The organism is Microbulbifer variabilis (assembly GCF_056232115.1).
Map to the genome: position 1 here is coordinate 3,236,939 of NZ_CP174325.1, position 15,439 is coordinate 3,252,377.

Genomic DNA, 15,439 nt, shown 5'->3' on the forward strand with positions numbered 1-15,439 from the left:
TGACTTTGTCCGGCGGAGTATTTTTTGTGACAGTCTTCACATGAATATCTAAAGCGCCAAAAAGTGTCAACGATTATTAAGTGAGGAGTGACAGCTTTGTTCCAAATGGTTTGTCAGATGGTAAATTTCCTTCGGCTCTTTGTTGAAAAATTAAGTGAAGTAGAGGTTTGTTTTGGCTGAATATGAGTTTGATCTTTTTGTTATCGGGGCGGGCTCTGGCGGTGTGCGTGCTGCACGCATGGCTGCAAGTCAGGGCATGAAAGTTGCTGTGGCTGAAGACCGCTACATGGGTGGCACCTGTGTCAATGTAGGGTGTGTTCCCAAAAAGTTGTTTGTCTATGCCAGTGGCTACAGTGAAAACTTTGATGATGCGCGGGCCTATGGCTGGAAAAATTCAGGAGCGAACTTTGATTGGCCTACGCTTCGAGACAATAACGCAAAAGAAATTAGTCGGCTTAACGGAATCTATCGCAACCTGCTAAACAATTCCGGTATTACTGTAATTGATGGTCGAGCCAGCATCGCCGACCCGCATCGCGTTGTCGTTGATGGGCGTGATTATACGGCGGAGCGTATCTTGGTGGCCACTGGCGGCTGGCCATTTATCCCAGAAATTCCCGGTAGGGAATTTGTGCTGACTTCCAACGAAGTGTTTTCTATGGAGGCGTTTCCGAAACGCGTGCTCGTAGTTGGCGGTGGCTACATCGCTGTAGAGTTTGCTGGAATTTTCGCCGGCCTGGGGGCCGATACCCATCTTTCTTATCGCCGGGACCTGTTTCTTCGTGGGTTTGATCGGGATATTCGCAATTTTGTACGTGACGAAGTAGTTAAAAAAGGCATTGATTTGAAATTCAATCATCAGGTCAAGGCAATTGAAAAGCTGCAGGATGGCAGCCTGCTTGTGCATGATGAAGATGGCTCCAGCCTGAATGTAGATACGGTTTTATATGCTACTGGGCGAAAAGCGAATACGGTAGGGCTTGGCCTGGAGCAGCAAGGAGTAGTGCTTCATAAGGATGGCACCATTTCAGTGGATGATAATTTCCGCACAAATGTGCACTCTATTTATGCGCTGGGAGATGTTACCGGTGAGCCTCAGCTAACGCCTGTCGCATTGGCGGAGGCTATGGCACTAGTTAAACACTGGCGTACAGGAAACACGGCAGAAATTGATTACAACAATATCCCCACGGCGGTTTTTTGCCAGCCAAATATTGGTACTGTAGGTTTATCTGAGGAAGAGGCGCGGGATTCAGGCATCTCAGTAACTGTTTTCAAATCCGAATTTCGGCCAATGCGCCATACGGTAAGTGGTAATACCGAGCGTACATTGATGAAATTAGTTGTTGACTCTAGTACCGACAAGGTAATTGGTGTGCATATGGTAGGAGATGATGCCGGGGAAATTATTCAGGGTATGGCGATAGCCTTGAAAGCAGGCGCGACCAAGAAAACCTTTGATGAAACTATTGGTATCCATCCAACGGCTGCTGAAGAGTTTGTCACAATGAGAGCGCCGGTTGGAAGCTAGGGTTTACTTGCTGGATGATGATTTCCATTAGTGACTAGGGAGCTTGTGGAGGGCAGCAGGATTTATCAGTGTTTCCCGGAAGCTTGCATCAGTTCCAACAACAAAAAGGCGGCGCGATTGCGCCGCCCTGTCTTTTTATCTCCTCGAATACTTTCCTTACTCTTCTAGTTCGGCTTCTTCGTAAAGTGCCTGGTGGCGCATGGCCTTTCTGCGTTCACTGCGCTCTTTCAGGCAGCGCTCTGCAGAGGCAAACGTATCATTAACCGCCCGGTGAATAGATTCGTTTTCACTGCTGATGGTGACTGGGTTACCGCTAATGGCAAGCTCCAGAGAGGCTCGAAATTGTCGGCCTTTACTCTTGTGTTGATGGGGGGCTTCCAGGACTACACGACTGCGAATGATGTCGCCACAATAACGTTCCAGTTTATGTAACTTTTTGGATACCGTAGTAGCCAGGGCAGCTGATTTGTCGATATCGCGGAACACAATGTTATCGTTAGGCGCAGATTTCATGGGCAAATACCTCCGGTTAAAGGAAACCATGCAGGCCGCTTATGCGGTTTGCTAAAAGAAGGTAGGGCGCCCTAGTGGGAGGGGTCGTGTCTGCAGTTGGAGCACCGAGCCGCCGGGATCGCAACGAGAGTTTGCTGATAGCACAGCTAAGGGTGTTTTACGTCCGGGTCGGGTTTCCGCTGAGTCCAGCGATCATCTCCCTGCTATCCATAATGCTTCCGCTAAAAAAAAAATCAAGCGCTATTGCAGGAAAATGTCACATAAAATTCGACGAATTATCTTTAGAGTGACTTTGTCCATGTATTTTGCGGGATTATTGAGCAGTTAAGTACGAGATGTGGACGAGAGGTCATTGCCCACGGGCTTGAGCCTGCGTAAAATTAGCTCTGGCGCACAGTAAATTTTGGAATGGTTGAGCAAAAATTAGGCTCTGCGCTTTTATCTCACGTGTGACAAAAAATCGAGAAATGGGTTCTGTACAATGGCGGTAAAGCAGTACTGCTCGCTCTTTCTAGCGGGCTTGGTAGTTTTTGGCGGGGCTGTGGCACAGGCGCAATCATCCCTGACGGTGGAAAAAAACCGGCTGGCGCGTCTTGAGCAGTCCCTCGAGAACAAGCAGGTCGAGCTAGAAGACATTGAGAATGAGCTGCTCTCCTATGAGTACAAGCTTGAGCGTGCGCAAGAGTCCCTGAGTGAGCTGCGCAAGGAGTTTGAGGAAAGTCGCCTCGAGCTGGAAGAGGCGCGTCGCATCCACGACTCCAATGGGAATTCGGATACTGAGCGCCGTTTGACCAAGGCAAAACATGGTTTCGCTATGGCGGAGCGCGGTGTGGATAGCCGCAGCCGCCGTCTCGAGTTTATTCAAGAAAATCAAAATGAGTTGCAGACCAGGCTGGCTCAGGAGCAGCAGTCGATAACTCAGACTAAGGCCAAGATTTCCGCCCAGCAGGACAAGATCAGCCAAATGGTGGACACTATGCTCGCCAAGGCTGAAGAGTCGGAGAGAAGAGCTGCTCTGGCTAGGAGTGCCAGACTTGAGCAGCCCAAGCCACCCAAGCTTAAGACTGCATCCATAGAGAAACCCAAGAAGCGTGAAGTTGCGCCCGAGCCGGAGCCGGTACCGGAATTGAAGCAGGATATAGACCCTGAGTTGCTTGCCTATGTTAAGCGTGAACAGGAGCGTCTGTCGTCTTTGTTGGGCGAGCAGGATGGAGATAATAAGCAAACTTTCCGCAATCTGGAATTGCGCCCCTCAGGAAGCGAGAGAGTGCCTTTTGAGTTCCTGGGTAAGAATCAGTACCGGTTGGTGACTACAGTAGAATCGGGTAGGCAAACCTATAAAATCAATACCTGGAAATTCCGTCGCACGATTCCCGCTGAAGATGATGGCACACGCTATGTATTTGTATTTGATGCGCGACGCCTTTCAAGGCCTCGCTTAGTGATGTATCCCGAATACGTTTTGGACTCTCTGAAATAATATCCCCAGGAAGGCCCGCATTTGCGGGCTTTTTTGATTTACCTTATATCTTCTGTGCCTGACAAGCTTGTTTCGAAAAGTGGTTGATAGTGACTGCTTTCCGGGGCAGGGTTGCTTTGATAGAGAATGATATTGTCGAGCCAAAGGGGATGATCCAGGGCAGCAGTCAATAAATTGGAAAAACCACTCCGACAGCGAGCTAAGGTTATATGGGGGCGGTAGTCGAGCTCTTCAGGTTTCATGCCCAGGCTCTCGATCAGCCTTTTGCAATCCTCATACGCTTTCAGTAATTCCGGGCTGTGCGTCAGCTCAGTAGCGAGTAATTTTGAATTGCTTTGTGGGAAGGGGGTTATTGAGCTGATACACCCCTTGAATTTCATGGTGTTTTTCGCAATTTCCTCTAACCCTTTTTGGATTGGCAGTACTTTTTCACTTGGGGTCTGGCCGAGAAACGCCAGTGTTAGGTGCCTGTTCTGTCTGCTTGTCCAGCGTATTCTGTTGAGTGTCTCCGGGTGCATTTTCGTCTTGTAGCGCGCACATAGATTATCGAGAAAAACTTGGGTGTCGTTTGGTGGGCGGATACCGATAAATAGGCGTGAAGAAGTTTTTGAGGCCAATGTTGAATCTTTTGACATGTTTTTTCTCTTTAAGCCCTTGAATAACTATTTGTTACCCTTATCTCTGTAGTGCGGAAGGCAGCTTTTTTTAAAGTGTTTTTTGCAAAAAATGCTCGGGCTTTGTGGCGAGCGAATTCTAATATTGCTCTGAATTGAGGATATAACAATGCGTAATTTTGATTTTTCTCCCCTGTACCGCTCTGCGATTGGTTTTGACCGTATGGCCAGCCTACTAGATGCCATGACTACCAGTGAACAGAAGCAACCTTCCTATCCTCCCTACGATATAGAGTTGACTGGTGAGGACAGTTATAGAATTTCGATGGCAGTTGCAGGTTTTGAACAGTCTGAACTGGATATCCAGGTTGAGCAAAACCGCCTGACAGTATCGGGCAAAAAGCCGGATGAGTCTCCCCGAGGAAATTTCCTGCATCGGGGTATTGCAGCCAGGAGTTTTGAGCGACGTTTCCAGCTCGCGGATCACGTTAAAGTTACGGATGCGAAACTTGCCAATGGATTGCTGCATATAGAGTTGGTGCGAGAAATTCCTGAGGCAATGAAACCTCGCAAAATTGAAATCAGCGAAGGCAATTTATTACAGCATACTGATGGTGAGAAAAAGTCAGATTCAGTTGCAGCCTGATTTGTCATATGTATGCCCACTGTGCCGCCACAAGGCGGTACAGTTTTATTACCGCGATAAGTTTCGTAGTTATCACCAGTGTGATCGCTGCGCCTTAGTGTTTGTGCCCACCGAATATCATCTTACCCCAGATGAAGAGCATGCCTACTACGACCTGCATGAGAATTCCATGGAGGATGAGGGTTACCACCGTTTTCTCAGTCGTTGTGCTGCACCATTGCTGGATGAGTTATTACCGGCAAGCGATGGTCTGGATTTTGGCTGTGGTCCTGCACCGCTACTAGCCAGAATTTTGGCTGATAATGGCCACAGGGTTGATTTATACGATCGCTATTATGCTCCCACCACCGGCGCGCTGAAAAAGTCTTATGACTTTATCGTTGCGACGGAAGTGGTGGAGCACCTTGTGTCGCCTGGAGATGAATTGACCTGCCTTTGGCAGAGGTTGCGGGATGGTGGAGTGATGGCACTGATGACGAAGTTGGTGATTTCACCAGAGCGCTTTGCCAGTTGGCACTATATCCGTGACCCTACACATATCAGCTTTTTCAGTGTGCAAACCTTTCAATGGCTGGCTAAAAAATTAAAAGCCGAGCTTCAGTTTGCCGATAGCGATGTCATTTTCCTGCGCAAATCAGGTATTTACCCTGAATAGTTTTGCCCGCACAGTGGTGCGATATTCACTGGGCGTTGTGGCCAGGAATTTTTTGAATAGTGCGGTAAAGTGCCCCATATCCTGGTAGCCAACTTTTTCTGCGATTTCGTTAACCGATAAGTTGCTGGACTGTAAAAGTTCCCTAGCCATATCTACCCGCACATTCTGCAGATATTGCAGCGGTGTTTGCCCGGTAGCCAGCTTAAATCGTCGGTTAAATGAACGTACACTCATGTCAAACATTTGCGCTACTTCACTCAAGCGCACTTCTGTATTGCAATGTTCCTTAAGCCAGGCCTGGGCCTGGACGATATCTTCATCCGGGTGCAAGTGCACCGCGCCCTCTGAATAAGCGATTTCTTCAAAAGGCCTGCGGATTTCGTGGGAGAAGTTCCTTTCCACATGGCTTGCGACTGCAGGTCCGTAAAGTTGACGGATCATATGCACGGTGACATCAGCGAGGGCGTTGACGCTTGCGGCACAAAAAAGCTTATCTGCCTGGGTAATAAAATACTGTTGTTTCAGCTTAACTTTGGGGTAATCGGAGCTGAAGCGATCAAAGTAATGCCAGTGTGTGGTGGCGGGCTTGCCGTCTAGTAGGCCGGCTTCCGCTAAGAAGCACACACCAGTACCCACTGCATTGATGGCGGCTCCGGCTGCTGCCTGGCTCTTGAGCCAGTCCAGGATCGGTCCGCTACGCTTAAGTGCAGGGCGTGGATTGCGCCATAGAGCGGGAATATAGATGAGATCGCTATCTGGGGCTTCGCTCAAGGCGACATCGGGCTGGAAAGTAAAGCCACAACGGGTGTTGACTGGACGTCCATCCATGCTGGCAGTTATCAGGCGTAGGGATTCTTTTTTTCCCTCCACCCGGGCACGGCTCTCGGCTCCACGCAGCATTTCAAGTGGAAGCACCGTGCCGGTCGCCAGCATTTGATCAATTAGGAGAAAGGTTACCGTTCGCATTGCATACTCAAGCGCACTTGCGCCATTGGCCAAAACACTCAATTTTGCTGGCCAGTATGCCCATAACTGGGCGGAATCGCCACCCCCTACACTCCCCAACTCGAAAATTAAGTGTTTAGTGCTTGGCTGGAGGTCAGGATGCAGCGCCTTCCCGTAATCACCGCATTTGGTGGTTTTAACCCCGCAGGACGTAGTTCCTTTCATCGGGGCTATTCCCGTTTGGTGTTGGATAAGCTGGATCAGCGAGAGCGGGCTGATATCCTGTCTGACCTTGCTGCGCTAATGGGGCTTCGCAGGGGAGCTGAAGCCGGAACTCCCCTGGATCCAGGGCTTGAGCAGCAAGTACTGCAAGGGACTCTGGTGCGAGAGCTGGAAGCGCGTTTTTATGACTACCACCGGTGTCATTTCCACCAGGCAGCAAACTTGAATAGCGCCAATGGCATCACCTTTGAGATGTCGGCGCGTCAGTTACCTCATCCCCAACCAGATGGGTGGCAGGTTGAGCCCATCGGGGGTGGCAAGGTGCGTGTGATGGCACCGAGCTTGTCGGTGATGTTGGACAGTTACCGAGAAATTCCTGTTGGCGCTGGGGGACAGTTGCCTACTGGGTTTGAGCCTGGCGATCACTACAATTCCCGCTTCCACCCCCGCGGCCTGCAACTTGCTGTGTTGGGGGCCTCTGACGCAGTGCGCTCCATGGGTATTGACTGGGAGACAGTTGTAAGGGCTGTGGGACCAGGAAATATTTCTGTGTATGCCTCCTCGGCCATGAGCCAATTGGATCACTTTGGCAATGGGGGCTTGATGCAGTCCCGTTTGCGTGGTTCTAGAGTCAGTTCCAAGCAACTGGCGCTCGGTCTGAACAGTATGCCTGCCGACTTTGTAAATGCTTATGTGCTGGATAATGTGGGATCGACAGGAGCAGTGACAGGGGCCTGTGCCAGTTATTTGTATAATCTGCGAGCGGGAGTGGAGGATATCCGCACTGGCCGTGCCAGGGTCGCCATTGTGGGGGCTGCAGAGGCCCCGCTAGTGCCGGAAGTGGTAGATGGTTATTCCACCATGGGAGCCCTGGCTACCATCGAAAATTTGCGCAAACTCTACCCGGGTGAAGTGGACTTCAGGCTAACAAGCCGCCCCTTTGGGGATAACTGTGGGTTTACCTTGGGAGAGGGCACTCAGTGGGCAATCCTGATGGATGATGCCCTGGCGTTGGAGCTGGGGGCGAATATTCATGGCTCTGTTGCGGGTGTGTACATCAATGCCGATGGCAATAAGAAGTCAATCTCCGCACCGGGTCCGGGTAATTACCTCACTATGGCCAGGGCTATGGCAGAGGCTCGATCGATTATTGGTGACGAGGCCTTGCGCCAACGCAGCTTTGTACAGGCTCATGGCTCCAGTACTCCGCAAAACCGGGTAACCGAATCGGCGATACTCGACCGCCTGGCTGGAACGTTTGGAATAGAAAAATGGCCAGTGTGTGCTGTTAAAGCTTTTGTAGGGCATACCGTAGCTGCGGCCAGTGGCGACCAGCTGATTACAGCGCTAGGCATTTTTGATAAAGGAATACTTCCGGGTATCCTGACCACTGACAGGATTGCTGACGATGTTCATCAAGAGAACCTGGATTTCTCCCTTGAGCACGTCGAAAGAGACCCTCGCTCTCTGGATCTTGCGTTGCTGAACTCGAAAGGGTTTGGTGGCAATAATGCCACTGCTGCAGTGCTTTCTCCGCATCTTACTCGCAACATGATTGAGAAACGGCACGGGAAGAAGTCCGTATCTCATTACCGCAAGAGTAACGAAGCCGTTATTGAGCGGGCGCAGGCTTACGATGCCGAGGCTAGTCGGGGAGAGCTAAATACCATCTACCGCTTTGGGGAGGGTTTGTTTGATGAAGGTGAGATTGCATTGTCTACTGAAGAAGTTGTTCTTCCGGGGCTTTCGCCGGTCTCCCTTCCTCAAGAAAATCCCTATGACGATATGGTGTAGAGTAAAGGGACGATTAATCACTAGCGCCAATTGCTGTTATTGAAGGTGTGGTGACCGGAGGGTTAAACACTCAAATTTGATAGGAAATGCAATGGCAGACATGGATGTGTCCAGTGAATCCGGCGATAGCAGTGATGTCGGTATTCGATTGAAAATGGTGCGCAATATCTACGGTATCTCCCAGCGTGAGCTGGCACGACGGGCAGGCGTCACTAATGCCACCATCTCTTTTATCGAGCAGGGGCGGGTGAGTCCGTCGGTGGGGTCATTGAATAAGATCCTGGGTAGTGTCCCAATGTCCCTAGCGGAGTTTTTCTCCCTGGAGCTTGGTAAGCCAGGCCAGATTTTCTTTCGCGCTAATGAAATGCCTGATATTGGCCAGGGAGGTGTACGCTCCCAGCTATTGGGTGGTTTTCGGGAGCATCGCAGTATGTCTATTCTGCGAAAAGTTTTTCCTGTTGGGCGGGACTCGGGACCTGATTTTGCTGCCGCCGGCGGTGAGGTAGGGGGAATAGTGGTTGCCGGTGAGTTGGAGGTTGCGGTTGGGTCAGATCTCGCCCTGCTAAGAACTGGGGATGGTTTTTACTTTAGCAGCAGGCGCCCCCATCGCTTTCGAAACCCCGGTAGCTGTGACTGTATAGTTGTCTATGCTGCGACCCCAGCTCAAGCCCTTCCTGAACCACAATCCGCTGATCTACATACTGTGTTGAATAAAGAGTAATTTGCGCCAGACGGCTGAAAAGTCAAATCAATCCGGGATAGACTAGCTCCGCTTAAAAGCTTGGCCACCGTTTCTTAGGTTGGCCATTTTCTGTACTTCGGTGCTGGTAGCGCCATTCTATTTGTAAGAAATAGTATTCAAACAATCGTTTGAATCTGGCTATACTACGGCTGACCATATTGGGCCAAAGTGTCACCGCACCCTGCGGGACGGCCTGTGGTTGCACAAAAATTCCGACCCCGGGCCCAGGATCGCGGCCCAGAATAAAAGAGGTCAATCAATGTTATTTAGTGGCAAAGCGCTCACGGTACAGATGCTGGACAACGGCATTGCCGAGCTCAAATTCGACCTTCAAGGCGAATCCGTCAATAAATTTAACCGCCAGACGGTTTCTGAATTCTCTCAAGCGCTGGATGCTATCGAAGCAGCGGATGGTATAAAAGGCGTACTGCTGACAAGCGGCAAAGGCGTCTTCATTGTTGGTGCTGATATCACTGAGTTTGGCGATGCCTTCTCTGCGGGTGCAGAGGGTGTTGCTGATCTGATGAATCAGAACAACGAAAATATCAACCGCCTGGAAGACCTGCCGGTTCCGACTGCAGTGGCAATCAATGGCTACGCGCTCGGCGGTGGCTTTGAGGTGTGCCTGGGCTGTGACTTCCGCCTGATGGGCGAGGAAGCCAAAGTTGGTCTTCCCGAAGTTAAGCTGGGCCTGATCCCGGGTTGGGGTGGCACTGTTCGTCTGCCGCGCGTGGTGGGTGTTGATGTTGCTGCTGAGTGGATTGCAGCGGGTAAAGAACAGAAGCCGGCTGCAGCGCTTGAGGCTCACGCGGTTGATGCAGTGGTGCCTACTGACAAGCTCAAAGATGCTGCGATCAAACTGCTCGAGCGAGCCATTAATGGCTCGCTGGACTACAAGGCTAGCCGCGAGATCAAGAAATCTCCGATCCCCCTAAACGATACTGAAGCTTTGATGGCCTTCTTTACTACCAAGGCATTCGTCGGTCAGCAAGCGGGTAAAAACTATCCGTCCCCAGTAGCTGCAGTCGAGTCTATTGAGCAGGGTTACAAGTTAACCCGTGAAGAAGCGCTGAAAGTTGAGCAGGAGAAGTTTATCTTCTGTGCCCAGACTGGCACTGCCAAATCCCTGGTGGGTTTGTTCCTGGCAGACCAGGCGATCAGCAAGGTCGCCAAGGGTTGGGAAAAGAAAGCCGACAAGCCGATTGAGCGTGCGGCAGTATTGGGTGCTGGCATTATGGGTGGTGGTATTGCTTACCAGTCCGCCTACAAAGGCACTCCAATCAAAATGAAGGATATCGACCAGAAAGGTATTGACCTCGGTCTGAATGAGGCCAATAAGCTGCTGTCCAAGCTGGTTGATCGCAAGCGCCTGACCCCTGTGAAAATGGGTGAAGTGCTCAATCGCATTGAGCCAACCCTAAGCTACGATGGCTTCAACGATATCGATGTTGTTGTCGAAGCCGTGGTTGAAAATCCCAAGGTGAAGCATGCTGTATTGAAAGAGGTGGAAACCAAGGTAAGTGAAGACACTGTAATCGCTTCTAATACTTCTACCATCTCCATTAACCATCTGGCCGAGCCGCTTTCCCGCCCGGAAAACTTCCTCGGTATGCACTTCTTCAACCCGGTGCACAAAATGCCGCTGGTTGAGGTGATCCGCGGCGAGAAAACTTCCGACACCGCCGTAGCTCGCGTTGTTGCCTACGCTAACAAGATGGGTAAGAAAGCTATTGTTGTGCGCGACTGCCCTGGGTTCCTGGTTAACCGTGTTCTCTTCCCCTATTTTGCTGGTTTCTCCATGCTGGTACGTGATGGCGCTGACTTCCAGGCCGTTGATAAGGTGATGGAGCGCTGGGGTTGGCCGATGGGCCCTGCTTACCTGATGGATGTTGTTGGTATTGATACCGGTGTCCACGCAGAAAGCGTAATGGCTGAAGGCTTCCCTGATCGTATGGGTAAAAACTTCACCGCCGCTTCTGATGTGATGTATGAAGCGGGTCGCTATGGTCAGAAGAACAACAAAGGTTTCTACAATTACGAGCAGGACAAGAAAGGTCGCCCGAAGAAAGTGGCTACCGAAGAGTCCTACGAGCTGCTGAAGCCGCATGTTGCTGATCGACGCGAGTTCGAGAAAGACGAAATTATCGAGCGCATGATGGTGCCCATGGCAACAGAGCTGGCTCGCTGCCTGGAAGAGGGTATCGTCGATTCCCCGGCTGAAGCCGATATGGCACTGATCTACGGCATCGGATTCCCTCCATTCCGCGGTGGAATCTTCGCATGGCTGGACAGTATTGGCCTGGATGAATTCGTGAAGATTGCCGATAAGTACGCCGAACTGGGCGAGCTGTACCAGCCGACCGATCGTATGCGTGAAATGGCCGCAAGTGGCAAAACCTACTACGGCAACAAGTAAGGAGAATAGCGATGAGTTTAAATCCTAGAGATGCCGTAATCGTCGACTACGCGCGTACGGCCATGGGTCGCTCGAAGAATGGTGTATATCGCCATGTTCGCGCCGATGATATGTCCGCTGAGCTGCTGAAAAAATTCCTGCAGCGCAACGACAAGCTCGATCCCGCTGAGATCGATGACCTGATCTGGGGCTGCGTTATGCAGCGCGATGAGCAGGGCTTTAACGTAGCTCGCTTTATTCTGTTGCGTGCCGGTCTGCCACACACCATTCCGGCGCAAACCGTCAACCGTCTGTGTGGCTCCTCAATGTCTTCCCTGCACACTGCCGCTGCCAACATTCAGGCTGGCGTTGGCGATGTGTACGTTGTGGGCGGTGTTGAGCACATGGGCCACTTGAATATGATGGAGCATGTCAGTCCCAACCCAATGCTGGGCCGATATATGGCAAAAGCTGCAGGCTCTATGGGTATGACTGCTGAGTACCTGGCGATGATGCATGGTATCCAGCGTCAGCAGATGGATGAGTTCGGTGCTCGTTCCCACCACCGCGCTGCTGAAGCTACTAGGGCCGGGAAATTCAATCGCGAGATTATTGCCATTGAAGGCCACGACGACGACGGCGTACCTTTCCTGGTTGAAACGGATCAAACCATCCGCCCCGATACTACCGTGGAAGGCCTGTCTCAGCTGAAGCCGGCATTCGACCCGAAGCATGGCCAAGTAACCGCCGGAACCTCCTCCCAGATCACCGATGGAGCTTCTGTGATGCTGGTAATGTCTGCTGAGCGTGCTCAGGCTCTGGGTATGACCCCTATAGCTCGCGTGAAGGAAATGGCTCTGGCTGGTGTCGATCCATCCATCATGGGTTATGGCCCCGTGCCTTCCACCAAGAAGGCGCTCAAGAAGGCTGGCTTGACAATCGGCGATATCGACAAGGTCGAGCTGAATGAAGCGTTTGCGGCCCAGGCACTGCCGGTGCTGAAAGACCTGGATCTGCTTGAGCAGATGGATGAGAAGGTCAACCTGTATGGTGGCGCTATCGCTTTGGGGCATCCCTTCGGCTGCTCAGGTGTGCGGATCACCGGTACCCTGTTGAGCGTTATGCAAAACGAAGGCGGTAACCTGGGCGTGTCCACCATGTGTATCGGCCTGGGGCAGGGTATTACCACTGTCGTGGAGCGAGTCTGATCTAATTGGATCTCGAAAAAAGGCGCCTTTGAGGCGCCTTTTTTTATTTTGTGAGGAAAGTGTTCAGTAAAGTGTTGAAGCCCTCAAAATGCTGTGGCACAATCTGCACCCCTTGTCGCGATGGGCTCTTGTTTTGAGCTGAAACTCTTTACTTTTCAAAGAGTTAGCGGCGGAAAAGTTCTGGGGACGTGGTGAAATTGGTAGACACGCCAGATTTAGGTTCTGGTGCCGAAAGGTGTGGGAGTTCGAGTCTCCCCGTCCCCACCAAATTAAGAACTCTGGAGTCCGCATGACTTGCCCTGGAGGGGTGAGTGCGGGCTCCTTGTATTTGGTGTTGGCCGGAAATTGCTGTGCAATTTTGACGGCTATGCCCTAAGAGGCGGTTGGCTAAGTCCCGGCGGCCCGGTATTCGTTGGCGCTGCGGCGCGATAAAAGAGATAGTCTCACGAGGATAAACATGCAGGTTTCCATCGAAACTACTTCCGGTCTGGAGCGTCGTTTAACGGTTAATTTGCCGGCGGAAATCGTCGATAAAGAAGTGGACAAGCGTCTCCAGCAGGCCGCCAAGACTGTTCGCGTAAATGGTTTCCGTAAAGGCAAGGTACCTTTGAAGGTGGTGCGTCAGCGTTTTGGTGCTGGTGTTCGACAGGAAGTGCTTGGCGAGGTGATGAGTCGTTCCTTCTATGATGCTGTTCAAAAAGAAGAGCTGAAGCCGGCCGGCCAGCCCAGTATTGAAGCCAAGCAGACTGCAGCTGGTGAAAATCTGGAATATGTTGCCACTTTTGAAGTATATCCTGAAGTTGAGCTCTCTAACCTGGCGGAAATCAGCGTTGAACGCCCAATTGCCGACGTAACTGATGCCGATGTAAACAACATGATTGATGTGCTGCGTAAGCAGCAGTCTTCTTGGAAGGACACTAAGCGCAAAGCACAAAAAGGTGATCGTGTTGTTATCAACTTCCTCGGTCGTAAAGACGGAGAAGAGTTTGAAGGTGGTAAAGCGGAAGGTCATCAGCTGGTTCTCGGTTCAGGCCAGATGATCCCTGGCTTTGAAGAGGGTATTCTCGGCATGAAGCCAGGTGAGGAAACAGACCTGGACCTGACTTTCCCTGAGGACTATCAGGCTGAAGACCTGCGCGGTGCTGCAGTAACCTTCAATATCAAAGTAACTTCCTCCGAAAAGCCTGAATTGCCCGAGTTGAATGAAGAATTCTTCAAAGCCTATGGTGTTCAAGAGGGCGGTGAAGAAAAATTCCGTGAGGAAGTGCGCAACAATATGCAGCGCGAACTCAAAAATGCGGCGTTAAATAAAGTTAAAACCCAAGTGATGGATCAGTTGTGTGAAAAGCACCAGGTTGAGCTGCCATCAACATTGGTTGCGAATGAGGTTCGCACTCTGCGCGGTCAAATGGTTCAGCAATTCGGAGGTCAGATCAAAGCCGAAGACGCTGAGCGCATGCTGCCGGACACAATGTTTGAAGAGCAGGCAAAGCGTCGTGTAGTACTGGGTTTGGTTGTTGGCGAGATTGTTAAGCAGAACAGCCTGTCTGTAGATGCAGATCGTGTAAAAGCGAAGGTTGAAGAGTTGGCGTCCACTTACCAGCAGCCAGAAGAGGTAGTTGAATACTACTATAACAATCGCGAGTTGCTGTCTGGTGTTGAGTCAGTAGTTCTAGAAGATCAAGTTGTAGACTTTGTACTGGATGCTGCGAAGGTTGAAGAAGTACAAAGCTCCTACGACGACGTAATCAAGCCGCAGAAGCAGGGTTAATAATCTGCTTTCTCAAGGATGCAATGGCTCTCGGCTTTGCCGGGCGTCATTGCATCTCCTTCCTTTTTACCGGCTGGCTTTATCCGCCCTGACCGGTTAAGCTCTGAAGACGAATTTCTCAGCACAGGCAAATCTGCCTATCTGCTGGCCTGCCGAAAACGCCACAAAAGGAAGCAATGGTACCTATGGCACGAATTGATTTTCCCCAAGCCTCGATCGAACCTTCAGCAAGCGGACTGGTGCCGATGGTGGTGGAGCAAACTGCCCGGGGTGAGCGTTCATTTGATATTTATTCCCGCCTGCTTAAGGAGCGGGTTATTTTCCTGGTTGGACCGGTTGAAGACCATATGGCCAATCTGGTGGTTGCTCAGTTGCTATTTCTTGAAGCTGAGAACCCCGATAAAGATATCCACCTATATATCAACTCTCCTGGAGGGTCTGTTACTGCAGGGATGTCTATCTACGACACCATGCAGTTCATCAAGCCTGATGTAAGCACCATGTGTATTGGCCAGGCTTGCAGTATGGGCGCTTTCCTGCTTACTGCGGGTGCTCCGGGTAAGCGTTTTGCTACGCCCAATTCCCGGGTGATGATTCATCAGCCCAGTGGCGGGGCTCAGGGGCAGGCTAGTGATATACATATCCACGCCCAGGAAATCCTGAAGATTCGCCATCGCCTCAATGAATTGATGGCGCATCATTCCGGCCGCCCGGTCAGTGATATTGAGCGCGATACTGAGCGAGATCACTTCTTGAGCGCTGATGAGGCCAAGGAATATGGCTTAGTGGATGATGTCCTATCCCGTCGCCAAGCACTGGAAAAATAGTATTTCAACAAAAAAAATTTGCTAGTGGCGTTTTCCTATATTTGTTAATAATTTTGAGCAGACTTCCTAGTTGAGGGGCTTGAAAAATACGCCAAA

The 15,439-nt window shown here is 50.9% G+C and carries 13 protein-coding genes and 1 tRNA gene; 11 read left to right on the top strand and 3 right to left on the bottom strand.

Annotated features, from left to right (window positions below):
* Positions 1–172 precede the first annotated feature (172 nt).
* Positions 173–1,531 carry a glutathione-disulfide reductase gene (gene gorA, locus ACJJI7_RS14485; protein WP_282951058.1) on the top strand — a complete coding sequence of 453 codons (1,359 nt, stop codon included), beginning with the start codon at positions 173–175 and terminating at the stop codon, positions 1,529–1,531.
* Positions 1,532–1,687: 156 nt separating this feature from the next.
* On the opposite strand, the gene ACJJI7_RS14490 is transcribed toward gorA, so the two are convergent.
* Entirely contained in the window at positions 1,688–2,044 is a 357-nt protein-coding gene (locus ACJJI7_RS14490; protein WP_020414812.1) for an HPF/RaiA family ribosome-associated protein, read from the bottom strand.
* Between the two features lie 481 nt (positions 2,045–2,525).
* On the opposite strand from ACJJI7_RS14490, the gene ACJJI7_RS14495 reads away from it, so the two are divergent.
* Positions 2,526–3,524, top strand: a complete 999-nt coding sequence (locus ACJJI7_RS14495) for a hypothetical protein (RefSeq protein WP_282951056.1) — start codon at positions 2,526–2,528, stop codon at positions 3,522–3,524.
* 38 nt (positions 3,525–3,562) lie between these two features.
* On the opposite strand, the gene thpR is transcribed toward ACJJI7_RS14495, so the two are convergent.
* Positions 3,563–4,159 (bottom strand): RNA 2',3'-cyclic phosphodiesterase, encoded by a 597-nt coding sequence (gene thpR / locus ACJJI7_RS14500; protein ID WP_282951055.1) that lies wholly within the window; start codon positions 4,157–4,159, stop codon positions 3,563–3,565.
* 148 nt (positions 4,160–4,307) lie between these two features.
* On the opposite strand from thpR, the gene ACJJI7_RS14505 reads away from it, so the two are divergent.
* Together ACJJI7_RS14505 and ACJJI7_RS14510 are read left to right on the top strand one after the other, a co-directional pair.
* Entirely contained in the window at positions 4,308–4,784 is a 477-nt protein-coding gene (locus ACJJI7_RS14505) for an Hsp20 family protein (protein ID WP_020414815.1), read from the top strand.
* Between the two features lies 1 nt (position 4,785).
* A complete protein-coding gene (locus ACJJI7_RS14510) occupies positions 4,786–5,439 on the top strand; it encodes a class I SAM-dependent methyltransferase (RefSeq protein ID WP_475717079.1) in 654 nt (217 codons plus the stop codon).
* Here ACJJI7_RS14510 and ACJJI7_RS14515 read toward each other — a convergent pair.
* Complete coding sequence (locus tag ACJJI7_RS14515; protein WP_026305271.1) at positions 5,419–6,405, bottom strand: GlxA family transcriptional regulator; 987 nt, start codon at positions 6,403–6,405, stop codon at positions 5,419–5,421. The genes ACJJI7_RS14510 and ACJJI7_RS14515 overlap by 21 nt on opposite strands.
* A gap of 138 nt (positions 6,406–6,543) precedes the next feature.
* On the opposite strand from ACJJI7_RS14515, the gene ACJJI7_RS14520 reads away from it, so the two are divergent.
* The 7 genes from ACJJI7_RS14520 to clpP all read left to right on the top strand — a co-directional run bounded on the left by ACJJI7_RS14520 (position 6,544) and on the right by clpP (position 15,343).
* The gene (locus ACJJI7_RS14520) at positions 6,544–8,400 is read left to right on the top strand and encodes a beta-ketoacyl synthase (RefSeq protein ID WP_444901868.1); all 1,857 of its coding nucleotides are present in this window, start codon (positions 6,544–6,546) and stop codon (positions 8,398–8,400) included.
* 91 nt (positions 8,401–8,491) lie between these two features.
* Complete coding sequence (locus ACJJI7_RS14525) at positions 8,492–9,121, top strand: helix-turn-helix domain-containing protein (protein ID WP_282951052.1); 630 nt, start codon at positions 8,492–8,494, stop codon at positions 9,119–9,121.
* Between the two features lie 280 nt (positions 9,122–9,401).
* Entirely contained in the window at positions 9,402–11,558 is a 2,157-nt protein-coding gene (fadB, locus tag ACJJI7_RS14530) for a fatty acid oxidation complex subunit alpha FadB (RefSeq protein WP_282951051.1), read from the top strand.
* 11 nt (positions 11,559–11,569) lie between these two features.
* On the top strand, positions 11,570–12,745 hold the full coding sequence (gene fadA, locus ACJJI7_RS14535) for an acetyl-CoA C-acyltransferase FadA (protein WP_282951050.1): 1,176 nt from the start codon (positions 11,570–11,572) through the stop codon (positions 12,743–12,745).
* Between the two features lie 182 nt (positions 12,746–12,927).
* A tRNA-Leu gene (locus ACJJI7_RS14540) sits at positions 12,928–13,012 on the top strand.
* Positions 13,013–13,202: 190 nt separating this feature from the next.
* Positions 13,203–14,516, top strand: coding sequence for a trigger factor (gene tig / locus ACJJI7_RS14545; protein ID WP_020414822.1), 1,314 nt, complete (start codon positions 13,203–13,205; stop codon positions 14,514–14,516).
* 185 nt (positions 14,517–14,701) lie between these two features.
* Complete coding sequence (clpP, locus tag ACJJI7_RS14550) at positions 14,702–15,343, top strand: ATP-dependent Clp endopeptidase proteolytic subunit ClpP (RefSeq protein ID WP_020414823.1); 642 nt, start codon at positions 14,702–14,704, stop codon at positions 15,341–15,343.
* Positions 15,344–15,439: the final 96 nt, after the last annotated feature.

Coding starts and splice junctions, on each gene's coding strand:
- ACJJI7_RS14520 (WP_444901868.1), top strand. CDS start 6,544: ATGCAGCGCCTTCCCGTAATCACCGCATTTGGTGGTTTTAACCCCGCA.
- fadA (WP_282951050.1), top strand. CDS start 11,570: ATGAGTTTAAATCCTAGAGATGCCGTAATCGTCGACTACGCGCGTACG.
- tig (WP_020414822.1), top strand. CDS start 13,203: ATGCAGGTTTCCATCGAAACTACTTCCGGTCTGGAGCGTCGTTTAACG.
- thpR (WP_282951055.1), bottom strand. CDS start 4,159: ATGTCAAAAGATTCAACATTGGCCTCAAAAACTTCTTCACGCCTATTT.
- clpP (WP_020414823.1), top strand. CDS start 14,702: ATGGCACGAATTGATTTTCCCCAAGCCTCGATCGAACCTTCAGCAAGC.
- ACJJI7_RS14490 (WP_020414812.1), bottom strand. CDS start 2,044: ATGAAATCTGCGCCTAACGATAACATTGTGTTCCGCGATATCGACAAA.
- ACJJI7_RS14525 (WP_282951052.1), top strand. CDS start 8,492: ATGGCAGACATGGATGTGTCCAGTGAATCCGGCGATAGCAGTGATGTC.
- fadB (WP_282951051.1), top strand. CDS start 9,402: ATGTTATTTAGTGGCAAAGCGCTCACGGTACAGATGCTGGACAACGGC.
- ACJJI7_RS14495 (WP_282951056.1), top strand. CDS start 2,526: ATGGCGGTAAAGCAGTACTGCTCGCTCTTTCTAGCGGGCTTGGTAGTT.
- ACJJI7_RS14505 (WP_020414815.1), top strand. CDS start 4,308: ATGCGTAATTTTGATTTTTCTCCCCTGTACCGCTCTGCGATTGGTTTT.
- ACJJI7_RS14515 (WP_026305271.1), bottom strand. CDS start 6,405: ATGCGAACGGTAACCTTTCTCCTAATTGATCAAATGCTGGCGACCGGC.